We start from the raw sequence: 17,805 nt of genomic DNA on the forward strand, positions 1-17,805 counted from the left end.
AGCAAAGCATGAACAACGGCATCCTGGCGGCATTGTCCGCCTTCGGTTCGGCCTCGCAGGAGCGGCGTTTGCTGCGCCTCGATTTTCCGCATGGCGACGGCCCCGCCGATACCGTGCTGCTGGTCAATTCCATGCAGGCAAAGGAAGAACTGTCGCGCGACTTCCGCTTCGAGGTGGAACTGCTGTCCGACGACGCCCATATCGCCTTGAGCGCCATGATGGGGCGCATGGTGACCATCGGCATGGTCCGCGACGATGGCAGCTTGCGGTATTTCAACGGCTATGTGGGCGAGTTTCGCCTGCTGCGCGCCGATGGCGGTTTTGCCTGGTACCGCATGGTCTTGCAGCCGTGGCTGGCATTCGCCCGGCTGCGCCAGGACAATGTCTCGTTCCATGGCCAGAGCGTGATGCAATTGACGGAAACCACGTTCGCGCACTACCAGCAGCGCGACTGGAAGACCTGTTTGCAGGGTGACGATCCGCAACTGTCTTGCGCCAACCAGCACAATGAAACCGACTACAACCATCTGCACCGGCGCTGGGAGGCACTGGGCTGGCACTACTGGTATGAGCACCGCCTGGACGGCCATACCCTGTGGCTGGCCGACGACAGCACCCTGGCCGAGCTGATCGATGGCGAGTCCGGCGGCGCGATGCAGTTTCATGCCGGCTCCGGCTCGATGGAAGACGATGGCGTCCAGCAATGGCAAGCCGTGCGCCAGCTCGGTTCCGGCATGCTGACCCTGGCCAGCTTCGACTATAAAAACCCGCGCCCGCAGCGCGCCACCGGCCACTCACTGAACCGCCAGGGCGACGTCGCCGCGCATGAACTGTATGAAAACACCGGTGCTTATGGCTACCGCGATGTCGACCATGGCGACCTGCTGGCCCAGCGCCGCATGGAGGAAAGCGATCATCTGCGACAATATTTCGAAGCGACCGGCAACCAGCGCCAGGCCCAGGCGGGCCGCTGTTTTACCCTGGCCGGCCATTTCAGCGGGCAGGAAAGGCGATACCAGCGCGGCGAGCCGCGTGGCGACGACGTCAAGGCGCGCGAATACCTGATCCTGTCGGTCGAGCATGTCGCCAGCAACAATTATCAGGCCGGCAGCGACGCGCCGTCCCACTACGAAAACGGTTTTGTTTGCGTGCGCAAGGACCGGCGCTGGCGACCCGGCCGCGGCTACAACAGCGTGCCTTGCGTGGTGGCCGGGGTGCAGACGGCGCTGGTGGTCGGCCCGGCCGGCGAAGAAATCCACACCGATGCGCTTGGCCGCATCCGCCTGCAGTTCCACTGGGACCGACTGGGCGAATTCGACGAGCGCAGTTCGCCATGGATACGCGTCATGATGCCGATGGCCGGCGCGCAGATGGGGCAGATCGCGCTGCCGCGCGTAGGCCAGGAAGTGGTGGTGCAATTTCAGGATGGCAATGTCGACCATCCCATCGTGACCGGCGTGGTCTACAACGGCGCAAACCCGCCGCCTTGGCAACTGCCGCAGCAACGTGCCCTGTCCGGCCTGCGCAGCCGCGAGCTGGGCGGTAGCAGCGCGAATCACCTGGTACTCGACGATACGCAGCATGCCATGCAGGCCCAGCTGCGCAGCAGCCACCAGGACAGCCGCCTGTCGCTGGGAAATATCGCCCGCATCGACGACCACGCCGGCCGCAAGGAAGCGCGCGGCAGCGGCTTCGAATTGGCGACCAGCGCCTGGGGCGCGCTGCGCGCCGGCAAAGGCATGCTGATCACCACCGAAACACCAAACGGGTCAGGCGCCGCAAAACAGCTCGACGACACCCTGGCCCGGCTGGTGCAGGCCAGGGAACTGCAGCATGACCTGGCCGGGATGGCGGTCGACGCCGGCGCCCAGGACGGCGCCAGCGAACAAGGCGCCGTGGCCGACGCCATCCAGCAGCAAAACACCGCCATCAAGGGCAGCGGCGAAAACTTTCCGGAACTGTCCGAACCGCACCTGCTCATGGCCAGCCCGGCCGGCATCGAATTGTCCAGCGCAGCATCCAGCCATCTGGCCGCCAGTGACCATGTGGCGCTGACCAGCGGCAAGGATATCGCCCTGGCCAGCGGCCATAGCCTGTTCGCCAGCGTGGCCCACAGCCTGCGCATCTTCGTCCACAAGGCCGGCATGAAACTGATCGCCGCCTCCGGCAAGATCGCCATCGAAGCCCACGACGGCGAAGTCGACATCATCGCCCGCAAAGTGCTGTCGCTGATCAGCGAAGCGGACTGGGTCAATATCAAAGGCAAAAAAGGCATCCGCCTGCACGGCGCCAACCACATGCTGGAAATCAGCGACAAGGTGCAGTTCTTTACCTCGTCGCCGGTGCTGTTCAACGGCAACTTGGAAACCCTGGGGCCGAAGAGTGTGTCGCAGGAGTTCAATGAACGGCCAAGCAGCAGCTTTGATCAGGAAGTGTTGCTGATGGAAGTGGACGATACGCCAGCCGTCGGCATCGATTTTGAAATCCTGCGCGAGGACGGCAACCAGTCAGGCAAAAGCGGTGCCGATGGCTCGACAAAGTTACAGAAATCCACCGGCATGGATAGCTATGTGATTCGATACAAGGGAGAACTGCCATGAGCGACAAAGATGATCTGAACAAACGCGGTAATCATCCAAGGCAATTTACACAAGGCGTGGGTGGGTGGGCTGAGTATGCGGTGCAGATGACCAAGACCAGCGATACGGCACGTCATGAGGTCGCCAAGCCACCTGGCAAAGTGATACCAATCATTTTTCTGCCAGGTGTCATGGGCAGCAACTTGCGTATGTCCAAGGCACGGCAAGAACGGTTGAAGCGTCCAGACAATCGAGCTTGGCGACCGGACGACTTGATGGGAGCGGGAGGAATCGCAGATATTGCTGCCGGAACTGGCTTGGGCGGATGGTTTAAGGAAGCAACACCACAACAGCGCCAATTGGTATTTGATCCCAACGAAACAGAAGTCGAGTATTACCACTACACAGAAAAAAACGGAAAATTTGATGCAGAAGGACCGGAAACAATGGCTTCCGATATACGGCACCAGAATGTTCCTGACAGTCTGACGCCCATTCCTCCTTTGATGGGTTCGAACAGAATCAATCCCGGCAGCCGCCCGGTACAGGGGAAACCCCAGGCGTTCGCCACCCCAGCGCAAGTAGCACGATGGCGCGGCTGGAGCGAAGTACTGTTTGATGGTGCTTATGGCTCGATGCTACAGCACACTGAAAAACACATGAACAACATGGTATTAGGCGGAAAGCTGCATCCAGTCTGGCGTGGGACCAGCGGCTTGGGCGCGTCGGCAATGAAAGACCCTTCTACATTTGGTGGCGTACCAGGCAATGCGATAACTGAAGATGACTTGAAAAAAATCGCTGCTTGCTGGTATCCCGTTCATGCAATGGGCTACAACTTTGTACAGAGCAATGGCGCCACTGCAGTGGCCATCGCGGAACGACTACGGGGACTGGTCAAAGGTTATCGTGAGCGGGGCTTCAAATGCTATGAAGTCATTCTGGTAACACACAGCATGGGCGGCCTGCTGGCCCGTGCCTTGATACATCCGGACTATGGAAAAATAGTCAACGGCAAGGAATTGACAATACTTGGCGTTTATCACAGTGTTATGCCAGCCATCGGCGCTGCGGGAGCATACAAACGCATGCGCTTCGGATTCCAAGAAAAAGACACAACGGCCGGTGAATACGAGGCAGAGATACTTGGTATCAACGGTATCCATGCGACCGCCATTCTGGCGAATGCCCCGGCACCTTTGGAGATGATGCCTGCCTTAGCCTACGGTGAAAAATGGCTCAGGGTAGTGGATCAACAAGGTAAAGAACTTTGGAGCTGGCCACGCGAGGGTGCTACGGCGTTGGATGCTATTTATTTACAGCCACCTAATGCGTGGTGGAGGCTAATAAATCCGGACTGGATTAATCCAGCAAATATAGAAGAAAAAAATGGTGGCGGCTTGACTGAAGTTAAGCGCAGACTTAATGCCGCGTTTGAATTTTTGGAGTCAATAAAAGATACTTTTCACTCTCTTACTTATGCAAGCTACTGTGCATCACCGAAACGATTAAGTTATGGCAATGTCGTCTTCAAAGTAATCGAGGGACTTACCAGCGGACTTCCAGACCCAAAGGGCAGCGCCAATTTTCCTTCCCCTGAAAAATGGCGGTTATTGGAAGACAACGCCAAGAATCAGCTTGTTGTTCAAGCCGGCCCTCGAAGATTGCGATTAAGCCTAATGCCAGCGAGTTCTCCTGGCGATGACACCGTTCCTTCAAATAATTTGGAAAAATGTTTTAAAAAAGAAAAATTATTTATTCATGGGATGAAGGTAGGGACTGATTACGGGCACCAAGATAGCTATTCAAATCCGAATGTACTTGCTTCAATGCTATACTCCATTACACAAATCGCAAAAACCGCAAAGTGGTCTTGATCATGGGCAATCAAAAAAATAAAAAATTAGTTCTTTTCACTGCCATTGTAGTGTTTGGATTATTTCAGACCTGTAAAGCGCGAAGCGCGATCGAGGAAAATACCGTGTCGAAAAATATTGTTCTTAGCAAACGTCTTGAAATGATCTTTCTGAAAACGAAAACGACATGTTTTGGACGTTATGCCATGAACATACCGCAAGAGGCAGAATTAATTTTTGGCGAAGTGTCGCTTCCATCGACCATTGGAATAAGAACCGATGGATTGGAAGGGCGCGACAAACAAGTTTTGGAGGATATTGAACAAATAAAACTCAAAAATCCCACTTCGGAAATTCTTTACAGCGGAAAAGGACCACTCGAAGAAAGTTGGCAGATTCAATATTTTAATAACAAATACGCGAAAGAGTCAGGTGATACAGATTTTAACACGTACATTACAAAAGGAAAATTTACATTTACGTTAGGAGATTCGACACCGGAAGGAAAAAGCAGAATAGATACCGCGACCAAACAAATAGTTCGAGCAAATAGTTTTCGTTTACGTGAAGAGGGCGAGATACCCACTGAACCGGGAAACTGCATTCCTTACGGTTTTATTAAGCAAAGTAACTATGATGAACAAGAAATGATTGATGCGGGACTTTACTTCCCCAGCTTTCCTGACGTCACATTTTCAGTGAGTTCAAATAAAAATGCATATATGGATTATTCGAGTGAATTATATGAAAAAATGCACACTGAATTATCCTTATTGGGACGTATTGATATAGCCAAGAAAAGACAAGGAAAGAATTATCCCAGCCGCACCTTGCTGCGTGAAGGTAAACGACAAGTGCAACATTGGCAGGGTGAAGAGTCGCTGATACGACGCATCGATGGTGCGCACGACTTCGAATGGACTTTGGTCGGCAAGCCGCGCGATGTCGCGTATCCATCTGTGCTGGTGGCGCATATGTATACCAAGGTTGCCCACAACACGGTAGGAGCGGCCAAGACCGCCTCACTCACCGACGAAGAAGCCATCGCCCTGTGGGATAAGCTGCTCTCCGGCCTGAAATTCCGCGTCAAGGTACCGGGTGCGCCGCCTGGTTCCTACTATATCGATCCGGACAAACCCGCGCAGTAAGGAAAGCACCAGGCCGGTACTGGCACAGGCTGGCGGGAGGCCGTGTTTTACTGCTAGCATGGGCTTTTGCCGAATATTCAGCATGATCGAATTGCGCCCCGCCCTGCCGCTTGATATCGACGCCCTGTGGGCGCTGCGGACGGTGGCCGTGCGCATCAGTTGCGCCACGCATTATTCCGCCGAACAGATCGCCGTCTGGAGCGCCTCGCCGGTGCCGGCTGGCTATGCGGGCCTGCTGGCTGCCGGTGGCGGGATTGTTGCCGTGCGCGATGGCGTGATTGCCGGCTATGCCATGCTGGACTTGGACAAGCACGAAGTCGATGCCGTATTTGTCGATCCTGCCCAAGGCAGGCTGGGCATCGGCAAGCGGCTGCTGGCGGCGCTGGAAGAGCTGGCGCGTGGGCATGGCATCGCCCGGTTGCATTTTTCGGCGTCGCTGAATGCCGTGCCGTTTTACCAGGCGGCGGGATTTGTCGCGCTGCGCGAGGAAGCATATGCGCATCCCAGCGGCCTGATGCTGGCCAGCATGGCGATGGAAAAGGTTTTACTTATCAACTGACAGCCATCAGTCGGGCTGCCATTCGACCGCAGCGGGCCTGGCGCCGCCGGTCGTGAAAAACGCCGCCATTGCCCGATGGCATAGCGCCAGCTCGACACACCACGCAGCGGGATACACATCGACCTGGCCGTTGGCCAGCCAATAGCTGCACTCGCCCTCTTCCTCCTCATCGCCCAGCGAGTGACAGCTGGCGGCATCCTGGCCGGACAGATACATCAGCCAGGCACTGGCGCCATTTTTCAGCATGCACAGGGCCGGGCCTTGCTCGGCATCCACGGTCATGGTCAGCCACAGTTCGCATTGCGCCAGCGACTGCGCGCGGGCCAGTGCCTGCCGCAAGTCGGCCAGCGAAGCGATGGCGACCGCTTCGCCGTGCAGATTGAGTTCCATCATCATGCCTTGCCTGCTCCCAGGTCGGCCGTGGCCAGCGCCGTGCTCAGGTAGAGCTTGCCGCTCAGTTCTTTCAGCAGGCTGCTCTGGCGCAGGCGGTCCATCACGGGGCCTTTGACTTCGGCCAGGTTCAGGCTGATGCCGCGCTTGGCCAGGGTGCTGTTCAGTTCGATCAGGCCCAGCAGCGCCGTGCTGTCGATCTGGTTGACGGCCGACAGCACCAGCACCAGGTGGCGCGCCGTCGGGTGGCCGCGCAGCTCTTCCTCGATGCGTTCGGTGACGGCTTCGACGTTGCCGAAGAACAGGCCGGCGTCTATACGCAGCAGCAACAGGTCGGGCACGGTTTGCGCTTCGTAGCGCTCGACGTTACGGAAGTGCTCGCTGTTGGGGATACGTCCCAGCACCGCGATATGCGGCCGGCTGGCGCGCCAGATCAGGGTGCCCATCGACAGCAATACGCCGATCACCACGCCGGCCTCCACGCCCAGCACCAGCACTCCGGCGGTGGTCGCCAGCAGCGCCAGCGCGTCGCTGCGGTCGTAGCGCCAGGCCATGCGCAGGGTGTCCCAGTCGATCAGGTTGGCTACCGCAAAGATAATGGTTGCCGCCAATACTGGCAGCGGCAGCAGCGCCAGCCAGCCGGTGGGCGCCACCAGCGCCAGCGCCAACAGGCCCGCCGTGATGATGCTGGCCAAGGGCGTATTGGCGCCGGCCTGGAAGTTGACGGCCGAGCGCGAGATGGAACCGGTGACGGGAAAGCCGCCGGACAAGGCGCTGGCCACGTTGGCCGCGCCCAGACCCAGCAGTTCGCGGTTGGTGTGCAGTTTTTCGCCGCGCTTTTGCGCCAGGGTCTGCGCGGCGGACATGCTCATCAGGAAAATGATAAAGGCGATCAGCAGCGCCGGCGAAAGCAAGGTGCGCCAGTGGGCGCCGGAGGTCGCCAGGTTCAGGCGTGGCAAGCCGTTCGGCACATGGCCGGTCACCTGCACGCCCATCTGGCCCAGGCCGCCATAGGTCACCAGCAAAATACCGGTGATGACCAGCAGCATCGGCGCCAGGCGGGCACCGACATCGGCGGCCGTCTTGCCCAGGCCGCAGCGCTGCAGCAGGCGCGACAGATAGCGCCTGGCCAGCCACAAACAAGCCAGGCTGGCCAGGCCCAGCACCAGGCTGGGACCGTGCCAGTGCGGCCAGGTGGCGCCCAGCAGGGGCGTAACCTGGCCCCAGATGATGAGGATGGAGGCGCCATTGCTGAAGCCGCTGGTCACGGGGCGCGACAAGAAATTGGCCATGAAGCCCAGGCGCAGCACACCGCACAGCAGCAGCACGATGCCGCTGATAAAGGCCAGCTGCGCGGCCAGCACGATATACAGGGTGGAGCCGGGGTCGGCCAGTGGCGCCAGGGCGGCGGCCGTCATCAGCGAGACGATGGCCATCGGCCCCACCGATTGCGTCATGCTGCTGCCGAACAAGGCGTATAGCACGGGCGGCAAGATGCTGGCGTAGATGCCGACCACGGGCGGCAGGCCGGCCACCAGCGCATAGGCCATGCCTTGCGGCACCATCATCATGGCCACCACGATACCGGCGGTAATGTCCCCCGCCAACAGAGAACGCCGGTATTGCCTGAGCCAGAGCAGCATGATGCGATCCCAAAATCTGAAAACCGAAGCCTATCATGCGCCGAGGCCGGCTGACAGGGGCAAGGCGCCGATCTGGCGGGCAATCGTGCCTTGACAGCATCGGGGAACACGCCCTCCTCCTGGTCATCCCGTAAATTTGCGGCGGATTTTTGCGCTTTGTTAGCGAGCGCACCGTGTTGCAAGGCAGCTGCCCCGATACTGGCCGCTACCTACCATGGAGGCCAGCATGAGCGATAACCTGAACCAATCGGCCGGCAATCTGCAGCGCAGCATCCAGCAGGAACAGGATGGGCGCGACGCCGCCAAACCCGACAGCCCGGAAAGCAAGGAAGCCGTGCAGACCGGCCAGCGCAGCCAGCCCGGCACGCCCCTGCCCGCCCAGCACCTGGACAAACCGGGCAGCGAAGCGCAGATGCAGTTGAAACCGCGCTTCCTGGCGCCCGACTATTGCGGCAGCGGCAAGCTGGCCGGCATGGTCGCCATCATCACCGGCGGCGACTCGGGCATCGGCCGTGCCGTGGCCGTGCTGTATGCGCGCGAAGGCGCCGATGTGGCCATTATCTATTTGAACGAACACGAGGACGCCAACGAAACCAAGCGCTACGTGGAAGCGGAAGGCCAGAGCTGCCTGCTGATCCCCGGCGACGTGCGCGAGCAGCGTTTCTGCCAGGAAGCCGTCAGCCAGGTGATGGCCAAGTTCAACCATATCGACGTGCTGGTCAACAACGCCGCCTTCCAGGAACATGCCGAGTCCCTGCTCGACCTGTCTGAAGAACGCTTCGATCTGACCATGAAGACCAATGTCTATGGCTACTTCCATATGGCCAAGGCGGTGCTGCCACACCTGAAAAAAGGCGCGTCCATCATCAACACCGGTTCCGTGACGGGCCTGAAAGGCTCGAAAAACCTGCTCGACTATTCCACCACCAAGGGCGCGATACACGCGTTCACGATGGCATTGGCCGGCAACCTGCTGGAAAAGGGCATCCGCGTCAACGCCGTTGCGCCCGGCCCCGTCTGGACACCCTTGAACCCGGCCGACAAGTCCGCGGAAGACATCACCACATTTGGCCAGGATACCGACATGCACCGCCCGGCCCAGCCCGAGGAACTGTCGCCGGCCTATGTCTTCCTGGCCTCGCCCGCCTGCTCCAGCTATATCACCGGCATCGTGCTGCCCGTGACCGGCAGCGTGGGCGAATAGGAGCACCCATGCCAAGAGCCTTGTGGAAAGGTGCGATCAGCTTCGGCCTCGTGCATATCCCGGTCGAACTGATCTCGGGCAGCAAAGATCACGAACTCGACCTGTCGATGCTGGACCGGCGCGACTTTGCGCCGATCGGCTTCAAGCGCTACAACAAGCAGACCGGCAAGGAGGTCGTGTGGGACGACATCATCAAGGGCTATGAATACAAACCCGACGAATACGTGGTGCTGTCGGACGAAGACCTGAAACGGGCCAACGTCAAGGCCACGCAAACCATCGACATCCTGACCTTCGTCGATGCGGGCGATGTGCCGCTGACCTATTACGAACACCCGTATTACCTGCTGCCCGGCAAGGGTGGCGAGAAGGTCTACGCCCTGCTGCGCGAAACCCTGCGCAAGTCGGGCAAGATCGGCATCGCCAACGTGGTGATCCGCACCCGCCAGCACTTGTGCGCGCTGGTGTGCATCGACAAGGCCATCGTGCTCAACACCTTGCGCTTTGCCGACGAGATCCGCGAAATGGACGATCTGGACTTGCCTGGCAGCACCCTGAAGGCGGCCGGCATTACCGACAAGGAACTGAAGATGGCGCTGTCGCTGGTCGAAGGCATGAGCGAGCAATGGCAACCCGAGCAATACCACGACACCTACCGCGACGACGTGCTGGCGCTGGTCAGGAAAAAGATCAAGGCCAAGCAGACCAAGACCATTACCGCACCGGAGCCTGATGCCGAGGAAGAGGAAAAGCCGGACAATGTGATCGATCTGGTGGCCTTGCTGCAGCAAAGTCTGGGCAAGAAGGCGCCGGCCAAAAAGACGGTGCGCAAACCGGCGGCGAAGCGCAAGGCGGCGTGATGGTGAACGTGGGTCGGGCGTAGGTCGGGTTAGCGCGCAAGCGCGTAACCCGACCTACGCCCGAGAGGTTGTCAACAATGTTGTCGGATTACGGCGCTTCGCGCCTCGGCGGCCCCGCCTAATCCGATCTACGTGACATTATCCGGGTAATTCCAACCCCAGCTTCTTCATCGCCGCATCGATCCCTTTCGCACTGCGCGCATACCCGTCCCACGGCGTATTGCCCACATCCAGCCGGCTGTGCACATTGCTCACATTCCACTGATCGGCCGCCTTCAGCTTGTCGAGCTCCTCCCATGCCAGGGGCACGGAAAGACCGAGACCCGGCCGCGTGCGCACCGACCAGGCCGCTACCGTGGTGGCGCCGCGGCCATTGCGCAGGTAGTCGATAAAGATCTTGCCGACCCGGTTGGCCGGCCCACTTTTGACGACAAAGCGTTTCGGTATCAGCTCGGCCATATGCGCGACAATGGCTTGCGAGAACGCCTTGACGGTATCCCAATCGTGTTTGGGCCGGATCGGCACCACCACATGCAACCCCTTGCCGCCGCTGGTTTTCAGGAACGCCGGCAAACCCAGCTCGGTGAGAAAAGCGCGCAGCAGCACCGCCGATTCCTGGATCGCCGGCCAGCCAACGCCCTTGCCGGGGTCCAGGTCGAATACCATACGGTTGGGCAGCTCGTAAGCTTTGGCCAGCGCGTTTTGCGTATGGAACTCGACCACATTCCACTGCGCCGCCGACAGCAGGCCTTGCGCGCTGGCCACTTCCAGCATTGGGGGATGGTCCGGATCCAGTTGTTGATCGAGCTGTTTTACGCCGGCCATTCTCGATACTTCCGCATGTTTCTGGAAGAACAGTTCGCCGCCGACACCGGCAGGCGCGCGCACCAGCGATACGGGCCGGCCACGCAGATGCACCAGCATCAGCTTGCAAACCAGCGCGTAATAGCGCACCAGGTCGATCTTGGTGGCGCCGCTTTGCTTGTCGATCACGCGGTCGGGGTTGGTAATTTTCAGGCCGGCCGGCAAGATACTGGCCGATGGTTTTTCGACAGGCATCGGTTTCTCCTTGTTCGCTTTGACAGCTTGCGGCCGCTCACGCACGATGGCGGACGCCGGCTTGTCTGTGCGCAAGCCGTGGAATACACCATGGCGGATGGCGCCGGCGCTGGTCCACTGGGCAAAGCTGACTTCAGCCACCAGGGTGGGCTTGACCCACGTCGCCCTGCGCACGCCGCCCGCCTTGCCCGCATACGGGCTGGTCTCTACCGTCAAGGCATCGAGCTGGCGGCGCAGATCGCGCAAGGCATCCTGGTCGAAGCCGCTGCCCACATTGCCGGCGTAATGCAGCTTGCCGTCCTTGTCATGCGTGCCCAGCAACAAGGACCCGATGCCGCTGCGCGCACCCTGCGGTTCGGTAAAGCCGCCGATGACGAATTCCTGGCGCAGGCCACACTTGAGCTTGATCCACTCGTTCGAGCGGCGCGCCGTATAGCGCGAACCGCGCCGCTTGCCGATCACGCCTTCCAGGCCCAGCTTGCAGGCCTTGGCCAGCAGTTTCTCGGGGGCCGCGTCCAGTTCCTCGCTAAAACGCACCAGCGGTGATTTTGGCAGCTGCTCCAGCAATTGCCGCAGCAGCGCGCGGCGCGCTTCCACCGGCTGGGCACGCAGGTCATGGCCATCGAAATACGGCACGTCGAACAGGTAATACATGATGTCAGCGGTGGCATCCTTGTCGAACGCCTGTTGCAGCGCGCCGAAACTCGGCTGGCCATCCTTGCCATTGACGACGATCTCGCCGTCATACCAGCCTGGCGGCAAGCCCAGCTTTGCCAAGGCCTGGTGCAGCTTGCCCAGTTTATGCGTCCAGTCGTTGCCGTTGCGGGTGATAAGCGCGATGTCCTTGCCGTCGCTGCGCGCCAGGATGCGGTAGCCGTCGAATTTCACTTCAAAAATCCAGTCCCTGGCGTCCACCGGTGGCGCATCGACCAGGGTCGCCAGTTGCGGCGCCAGGGTCGCCGGCAAGGCGCTGGCCGGCGCTTCTCTGGCCACCGCGGTCTTCTTGTGCTTGGGCATGGGCTGGTTTTTCACACTGTCGGGCAACTCATCGACCACCGAATATTCCAGCGCGGGCCGCGTGTAATCGTCCTTTTCCTTGATCAACAGCCATGCCGGCTGTTTTTCGCCCTTGCTCTTCATGCGCACCAGCACCCAGTTGCCGTGCATCTTGTGGCCGTGCAAGGTGAATTTCAGGTTGCCGTCCGCCAGCGCGCGGCGCGCATCGGGCGTGGCCGCCTGCGGCTCCCAAGTGCCCTTGTCCCAGATGATCACCTTGCCGGCGCCATATTGTTTTTCGGGAATGGTGCCTTCGAAGCTGGCATACGCAATCGGGTGATCCTCGACCTGCACCGCCATGCGCTTGTCGCGGCTGTCGTAGCTGGGCCCTTTCGGCACGGCCCAGCTTTTCATGGTGCCATCGAGTTCCAGGCGAAAATCGTAATGCAGGCGGCTGGCCCAGTGTTTCTGGATCACAAAGCTCAGTTCTTCTCCCTCGGACTCCTCGCCGCCGGCGGGTTCGGGCGTGATGGCGAAGTTGCGCTTGGCTTGATAGGTTTTCAGGGCGTCTTTCATGGCGGACCCACACTGTGACAATGACATCAGTCTAGGCCGGGCGCACGCCGGGCGCGGTACGCCAGCTAACAAAGCCGGCGGCGGCACGACAAGCGGCAGTTGTAAGTGTTTGTAATCGGCTGTCAACCGGCTTGCCGCAAGGCGCGTTTTTGGCTCAGTGACAGGGGAAACATCTTCTGCACACCACCCACTTCTTGAGGAACTGCACCATGAAAAAAGTTATTGCTACCATCATCGCTGGCTTGTTCGCTACCGCAGCCTTTGCCCAGACCCCGGCCGCTCCTGAAGCCGCCAAAGCCGAAGCCAAGCACACCAAGGAAGTGACGAAAGCGCAAGCCAAGGAAACCAAGGCAGTGGCCAAGGCCGACGCCAAGGAAGCGGCGACGGTTGCCGATGCAAAAGCTGATGTTGCCAGCGCCAAGGCCGATGCCGGCGCCACCAAGGCCAAAGCCCATCACAAGGCCAGCAAAGCCAAGGCCAAGGCCGCTGAAGAAAAAGCTTCCGCCATGGCTGAAGCGCCTGCCGCCAAATAAGCACCCTGCGTTTCCCGCACACGAAAAGACAGCCGAGGCTGTCTTTTCGCTTTTGCACGCCGTATCGGCAAACTACATCTGACGGAACTGCCGGCTGAAGGCATCGCTGACGGGCAAACTACCGCGCCATCAGGCTCCCCACTGCGTTGCCGGCTTGGTCAATGGCAGACACAAGCCGGCAATGACGCTGCCCGACCTTGAAATACTGATGACAATATCCAGTTGTAAGCGTTTGTAATGCCCGTCAACGGCCCGGGTTCGGGGCGCGTTTTATGCTCAGTGACACGGGAATCATCCCGGCACCAAAGACAAACCACCACTGAGGACTGCACCATGAAAAAAGTAATTGCTACCCTGATCGCCGGCCTGTTCGCTACCGCAGCTTTTGCCCAGACTCCTGCGGCGCCTGCAGCCTCGGTGCCAGCCAAAGCCGAAGCGGCCCACACCAAGGCCGTCGTCAAGGCCGATACCAAGGAAACGGCCGCCGTCGTGAAAGCCGACGCGAAAGAAACCAAGGCCGAAATGGGCGCGAAGACCGACGTGGCGAACGCCAAGGCCGATGCCGCCACCAGCAAGGCGAAAGCACATCACAAGGCCAAGAAAGCCAAGGCCAAGGCCGATGAAAAACTGGCGTCGGCCACTGCCGAAGCCGCACCTGCCAAGTAAGCACGACCAGCACAGCACCGCTCGCACACCGAATTTTACATACTGAGGAACTGACATGAAAAACACCATCGCCGCCCTGATCGCCACCGTTTTCGCCACCGCCGCTTTTGCCCAGACGCCAGCAGCTCCGGCACCAGCCAAAGCGGAAGCCACCCACACCAAGGAAGTGGCCAAGGCCGAAGCCAAGGAAACCAAGGCCGTCGTGAAAGCCGATGCGAAAGAAGCCGCCGTCGCCGCCGACGCCAAAGCCGATGTGGCAAGCGCCAAGGCCGATGCCAAGGTCAAGAAAGCCAAGGCCCACCACAAGGCCGCCAAGGCCAAGGCCAAAGCTGACGAAAAGGCCGCCGACGCCGCGCCGGCAGCACCAGCACCAGCACCAGCACCAGCACCAGCAAAATAATCGCTGACGCGCAGGTCCAGGAAAGACAGCTCAGGCTGTCTTTTTTGCGTTTGAAGGACGCGCTTGCGCCGTTCAGTCCAACGTCCTGCGCAAGCACGCGCAAATACATCACACTGTGCGGCTTGACCTTACATGAAAGTCCGCCATGCGCCGCCTGCCCGCCTGCCTGTTATTGATTGCCGCCGTTTATAGTCCTTGCGCGTTTGCCGCCACGCCGGAACAGGTGCTGCAGCAGCAAGATGCCGACCCACACGGCGACCTGCGCGCGGTGGTAATACTGCGCAACGGCGCCGTGGTCGCCGAACGCTATTACAACAACCAGACAGCCGATGCGCTGCACGACATGCGCTCGGCCGGCAAAAGCGTGACCGCGCTGCTGGTGGGGGCGGCCGTGGCGCGCGGCCAGCTGACGAGCACCGGCACCGTCGGCCACTACTGGCCCGAGGTCGCCGGCAGCCCGGCCGGCAAGGTGGTGCTGGACGATCTGCTGACGATGCGTTCGGGCTTGGGCGCGTTTGACGAGGATGCGGCCTCGCCGGGCAATGAAGACAAGCTCGATGACGCGCCCGACGCCACGGTATTTGTGCGTGGCGTGCCCGCAGCCGATCAGCCAGGCACGCTATACCGCTACAACTCGCTGGGCGCGTATATCGCCGGTCGCGTGGTGGAAAGCGCCAGCGGCATCGGGCTGGACACCTTTGCCGGCAGCGTACTGTTCGCGCCGCTGGGCATCACGCGCTGGCAGTGGGGCCGCGACGTGGCGGGCCACGCCAAGGGACAGGGCAATTTGTCGCTGAGGCCGCGCGACATGGCGGCCATCGGGCAACTGATGCTGGACGATGGCATGGTGGATGGCAAGCGCGTGCTGGCGAGCGGTTGGCTGCAAGCGGCGCTGGCGCCGCGCGTGGCAATTGGCGAGGTGGACCGCCATGCCGATCATTATGGCTATTTCTGGTATGGCAAAAGCTACCAGGTCGCCGGTGAAACCATCAAGGTGTCGTTTGCGTCCGGCAATGGCGGCAACAAGATCTATGTGATTCCGGCGCGCCGCATGGTGGTGGCGGTGGCGTCAAGCGCCTATGGCAAGCCGTATGGCCAGCGGCGCTCGGAGGAGATCCTGAAAGCGCTGCTGGCGGCGGATTGAACGGGCGGTTTACTTCGGCATCAGCACCGTATCGATCACATTGATCACGCCATTGGACTGGTAGACGTCATAGGTGCTGATATTGGCGGTGCCGCCGGCTTCGTCCATCACGACGATATTGTGCATGCCGTTCATGGCGAACATCAGCTTGCCGCCGCTGGCGGTCGGCAAGGTGGCTTTGCCGTTATGCATCTTGATTTCCTTTGCCAGCGCCTTGAAGTCATACTTGCCCGGTACCACGTGGTAGGTCAGGATCTTGGTCAGGGTTTCCTTGCTTTCCGGCTTGACCAGGGTATCGACGGTGCCGGCCGGCAGCTTGGCAAACGCCGCGTTGGTCGGCGCGAACACCGTGAACGGGCCTTTGCCCTTCAATGTGTCGACCAGGCCGGCGGCCTTGACGGCGGCCACCAGGGTGGTGTGGTCGGCCGAATTGACGGCGTTGTCGACGATGTCCCTGGAAGGGAGCATGCTCTGGCCACCGACCATGGTGCTCATGTCGGCGGCGAAGCTGGCGCCGGTGGCCAGCATGGAAGTGGCGAACAGTACTGCGGGAATAAAGGTGCGCATGATGATCTCCTGGATGACTGCCTGTGCATGATTGCAGGAGTACTTACGCGGCCAGGCTGGAATCGGATTCAATTCACGCCAACAAAAAAAACGGCGCAGTGCGCCGTTCGGTAAAACATCCCTTGTTGCGGGCCGGCGTATGCCAGCCCGCAGTGCCAGGATCAGTTCGCAGCGACTTGCGGCTCGGGCTCGCCCCAGCCGCCGCCCAGGGCGCGGATCAGCGCCACGGTGGTCACGGCGCGGTTGCCGCGCAGCTGCACGGCGCTGCGTTCGATGGCCGACAGGTTGCGCTGCGCGTCGAGCAGGTCCAGGTAGCTGGAACGGCCGGCGTCATACAGCTTGCGCGCCAGGTCGGCCGAGCGGCGCGCAGACACCACGGCTTCGTCGATCTGCTGCGTCTGGCCCGACAGGATGCGCAGGCCGGCCAGGTTGTCCTCGACTTCGGCGAACGCCACCAGCACGCTCTGGCGGTAAGTGCCGACCGACTCTTCCAGCTGCGCCTCGCTGCGCGTCACCGCCGCCTTGTTGCGGCCACCGTCGATGATGGGCATCGACATCAGGGCACCCAGCAGCCAGGAGCGGCTGCTCCACTTGAAGATATCCGAGAAGGTATCGGCCGCGCCGCCACCGGAAGCGTTCAGCATCAGGGCCGGGAACATCGCCGACCTGGCCACGCCGATGCGCGCGTTGGCCGCTTCCATGGTGCGCTGGGCCGAGGCGATGTCGGGCCGGCGTTCCAGCAGGGTCGACGGCATGCCGGCGGGGATGGCCGGCAAAAAGGCGCTGTCCTGCAGCGGGTTGACCAGGGCCGTGAAGCTGGCCGCCGGTTTGCCCAGCAAGACCGCCAGCGCATGCTCGCCGGTGGCGCGCTGGCGCTGCAGGCCGATCGCTTCGGCGCGCGCCGTCGACAGCTCGGTGCGGGCGCGCGACAGATCGAATTCGCCGATGTCGCCCAGGTCATAGCGGCGCTGGTTGACATGCACGCTTTCTTCGCGCAGGCGCACCGTCTCGGCCAGGCTTGCCAGTTCGGCGTCCGTCGCGCGCAGCTGGAAATAGGTCTGCGCCACGTCGGCCTGCAAGGACAGCAGCACCGAGCGGTAGGTCGCCTCCACCGCCAGCGCATCGCTGCGCGAGGCGCTGACATTGGCCGCCACGCGGCCGAACAGGTCGACTTCGTAGCTGGCCGTCAGGTTGGCCTGGTAGACATTGGTGGCCGCCACCGGCGCGCCGTTGGGCAGGCCCAGCGACACGTTTGATGCGCGGTTGCGCTGGCCGCCCACGTTGACACCCACCTGCGGAATGCGGTCCGCTTCGGCGATGCCGGCGATCGCCCTTGCCTGCTTGACGCGGGCGGCCGCCACGGCCAGATTGGCGTTGGCCTGCGTGGCCTCCGCGATCAGGCCGGTCAGGGTGCTGTCGTTGAACGCCAGCCACCATTCGCCGCGCGCCTGGCGCTCGGCGTAGTTCACTTGCGCCGGCGACCAGCGGCTGCCATCCATCGCGGTCTGCACGGCAGGCACTTGCGACTCCTTGAAGGCGGCCGGGGTGGCGATCTGCGGCTGCTGGAAGTCGGGTGCGGCGCAGGCCGCCAGCAGCACGGCGGCCGCCATGGCGCCGAGCACTGG

The 17,805-nt window shown here is 61.0% G+C and carries 15 protein-coding genes; 10 read left to right on the forward strand and 5 right to left on the reverse strand.

Going from position 1 to position 17,805, the window contains the following annotated elements:
• Positions 1–8: 8 nt before the first annotated feature.
• The 4 genes from ASR47_RS15390 (at position 9) to ASR47_RS15405 (ending at position 6,142) form a co-directional block, all read left to right on the forward strand.
• Positions 9–2,600, forward strand: a complete 2,592-nt coding sequence (locus ASR47_RS15390; RefSeq protein ID WP_065308678.1) for a type VI secretion system Vgr family protein — start codon at positions 9–11, stop codon at positions 2,598–2,600.
• Entirely contained in the window at positions 2,597–4,456 is a 1,860-nt protein-coding gene (locus ASR47_RS26515; protein ID WP_082988960.1) for an esterase/lipase family protein, read from the forward strand. Before ASR47_RS15390 ends, ASR47_RS26515 begins: the two co-directional genes overlap by 4 nt.
• A 2-nt stretch (positions 4,457–4,458) precedes the next feature.
• Positions 4,459–5,583: a T6SS immunity protein Tli4 family protein gene (locus ASR47_RS27445; protein ID WP_245714367.1), complete on the forward strand. Its 1,125-nt coding sequence runs from the start codon at positions 4,459–4,461 to the stop codon at positions 5,581–5,583.
• Positions 5,584–5,665: 82 nt separating this feature from the next.
• Positions 5,666–6,142, forward strand: coding sequence for a GNAT family N-acetyltransferase (locus tag ASR47_RS15405; protein ID WP_065308908.1), 477 nt, complete (start codon positions 5,666–5,668; stop codon positions 6,140–6,142).
• Between the two features lie 6 nt (positions 6,143–6,148).
• Here the strand turns inward: ASR47_RS15405 and ASR47_RS15410 are convergent, their stop codons facing one another.
• Entirely contained in the window at positions 6,149–6,538 is a 390-nt protein-coding gene (locus ASR47_RS15410; RefSeq protein WP_082988961.1) for an Imm1 family immunity protein, read from the reverse strand.
• On the reverse strand, positions 6,535–8,175 hold the full coding sequence (locus tag ASR47_RS15415; RefSeq protein WP_065308681.1) for a SulP family inorganic anion transporter: 1,641 nt from the start codon (positions 8,173–8,175) through the stop codon (positions 6,535–6,537). The genes ASR47_RS15410 and ASR47_RS15415 overlap by 4 nt, the downstream gene beginning before the upstream one ends.
• 226 nt (positions 8,176–8,401) lie before the next feature.
• Between ASR47_RS15415 and ASR47_RS15420 the strand changes: the two genes are divergently transcribed.
• On the forward strand, positions 8,402–9,379 hold the full coding sequence (locus ASR47_RS15420; RefSeq protein ID WP_065308909.1) for an SDR family oxidoreductase: 978 nt from the start codon (positions 8,402–8,404) through the stop codon (positions 9,377–9,379).
• A gap of 8 nt (positions 9,380–9,387) precedes the next feature.
• Entirely contained in the window at positions 9,388–10,239 is an 852-nt protein-coding gene (gene ku, locus ASR47_RS15425; RefSeq protein WP_065308682.1) for a non-homologous end joining protein Ku, read from the forward strand.
• A gap of 138 nt (positions 10,240–10,377) precedes the next feature.
• Here the strand turns inward: ku and ligD are convergent, their stop codons facing one another.
• On the reverse strand, positions 10,378–12,870 hold the full coding sequence (gene ligD, locus ASR47_RS15430; protein ID WP_065308683.1) for a DNA ligase D: 2,493 nt from the start codon (positions 12,868–12,870) through the stop codon (positions 10,378–10,380).
• Between the two features lie 209 nt (positions 12,871–13,079).
• Here ligD and ASR47_RS15435 point away from each other — a divergent pair, with 209 nt between their 5' ends.
• From ASR47_RS15435 to ASR47_RS15450, 4 genes are all read left to right on the forward strand, one after another.
• Positions 13,080–13,403 (forward strand): hypothetical protein, encoded by a 324-nt coding sequence (locus ASR47_RS15435; protein WP_065308684.1) that lies wholly within the window; start codon positions 13,080–13,082, stop codon positions 13,401–13,403.
• Between the two features lie 333 nt (positions 13,404–13,736).
• Positions 13,737–14,069 carry a hypothetical protein gene (locus ASR47_RS15440; protein WP_065308685.1) on the forward strand — a complete coding sequence of 111 codons (333 nt, stop codon included), beginning with the start codon at positions 13,737–13,739 and terminating at the stop codon, positions 14,067–14,069.
• 55 nt (positions 14,070–14,124) lie between these two features.
• Positions 14,125–14,469, forward strand: a complete 345-nt coding sequence (locus ASR47_RS15445; RefSeq protein WP_065308686.1) for a hypothetical protein — start codon at positions 14,125–14,127, stop codon at positions 14,467–14,469.
• Positions 14,470–14,614: 145 nt separating this feature from the next.
• Complete coding sequence (locus tag ASR47_RS15450) at positions 14,615–15,613, forward strand: serine hydrolase domain-containing protein (protein WP_065308687.1); 999 nt, start codon at positions 14,615–14,617, stop codon at positions 15,611–15,613.
• A gap of 9 nt (positions 15,614–15,622) precedes the next feature.
• Here the strand turns inward: ASR47_RS15450 and ASR47_RS15455 are convergent, their stop codons facing one another.
• Both ASR47_RS15455 and ASR47_RS15460 read right to left on the reverse strand, forming a co-directional pair.
• Positions 15,623–16,180 (reverse strand): fasciclin domain-containing protein, encoded by a 558-nt coding sequence (locus tag ASR47_RS15455; protein WP_065308688.1) that lies wholly within the window; start codon positions 16,178–16,180, stop codon positions 15,623–15,625.
• Between the two features lie 161 nt (positions 16,181–16,341).
• Positions 16,342–17,790: an efflux transporter outer membrane subunit gene (locus tag ASR47_RS15460; RefSeq protein ID WP_065308910.1), complete on the reverse strand. Its 1,449-nt coding sequence runs from the start codon at positions 17,788–17,790 to the stop codon at positions 16,342–16,344.
• Positions 17,791–17,805 lie beyond the last annotated feature (15 nt).

The organism is Janthinobacterium psychrotolerans (genome assembly GCF_001677885.1).
In the GTDB taxonomy this organism is placed as follows: Bacteria; Pseudomonadota; Gammaproteobacteria; order Burkholderiales; family Burkholderiaceae_D; genus Janthinobacterium; species Janthinobacterium psychrotolerans.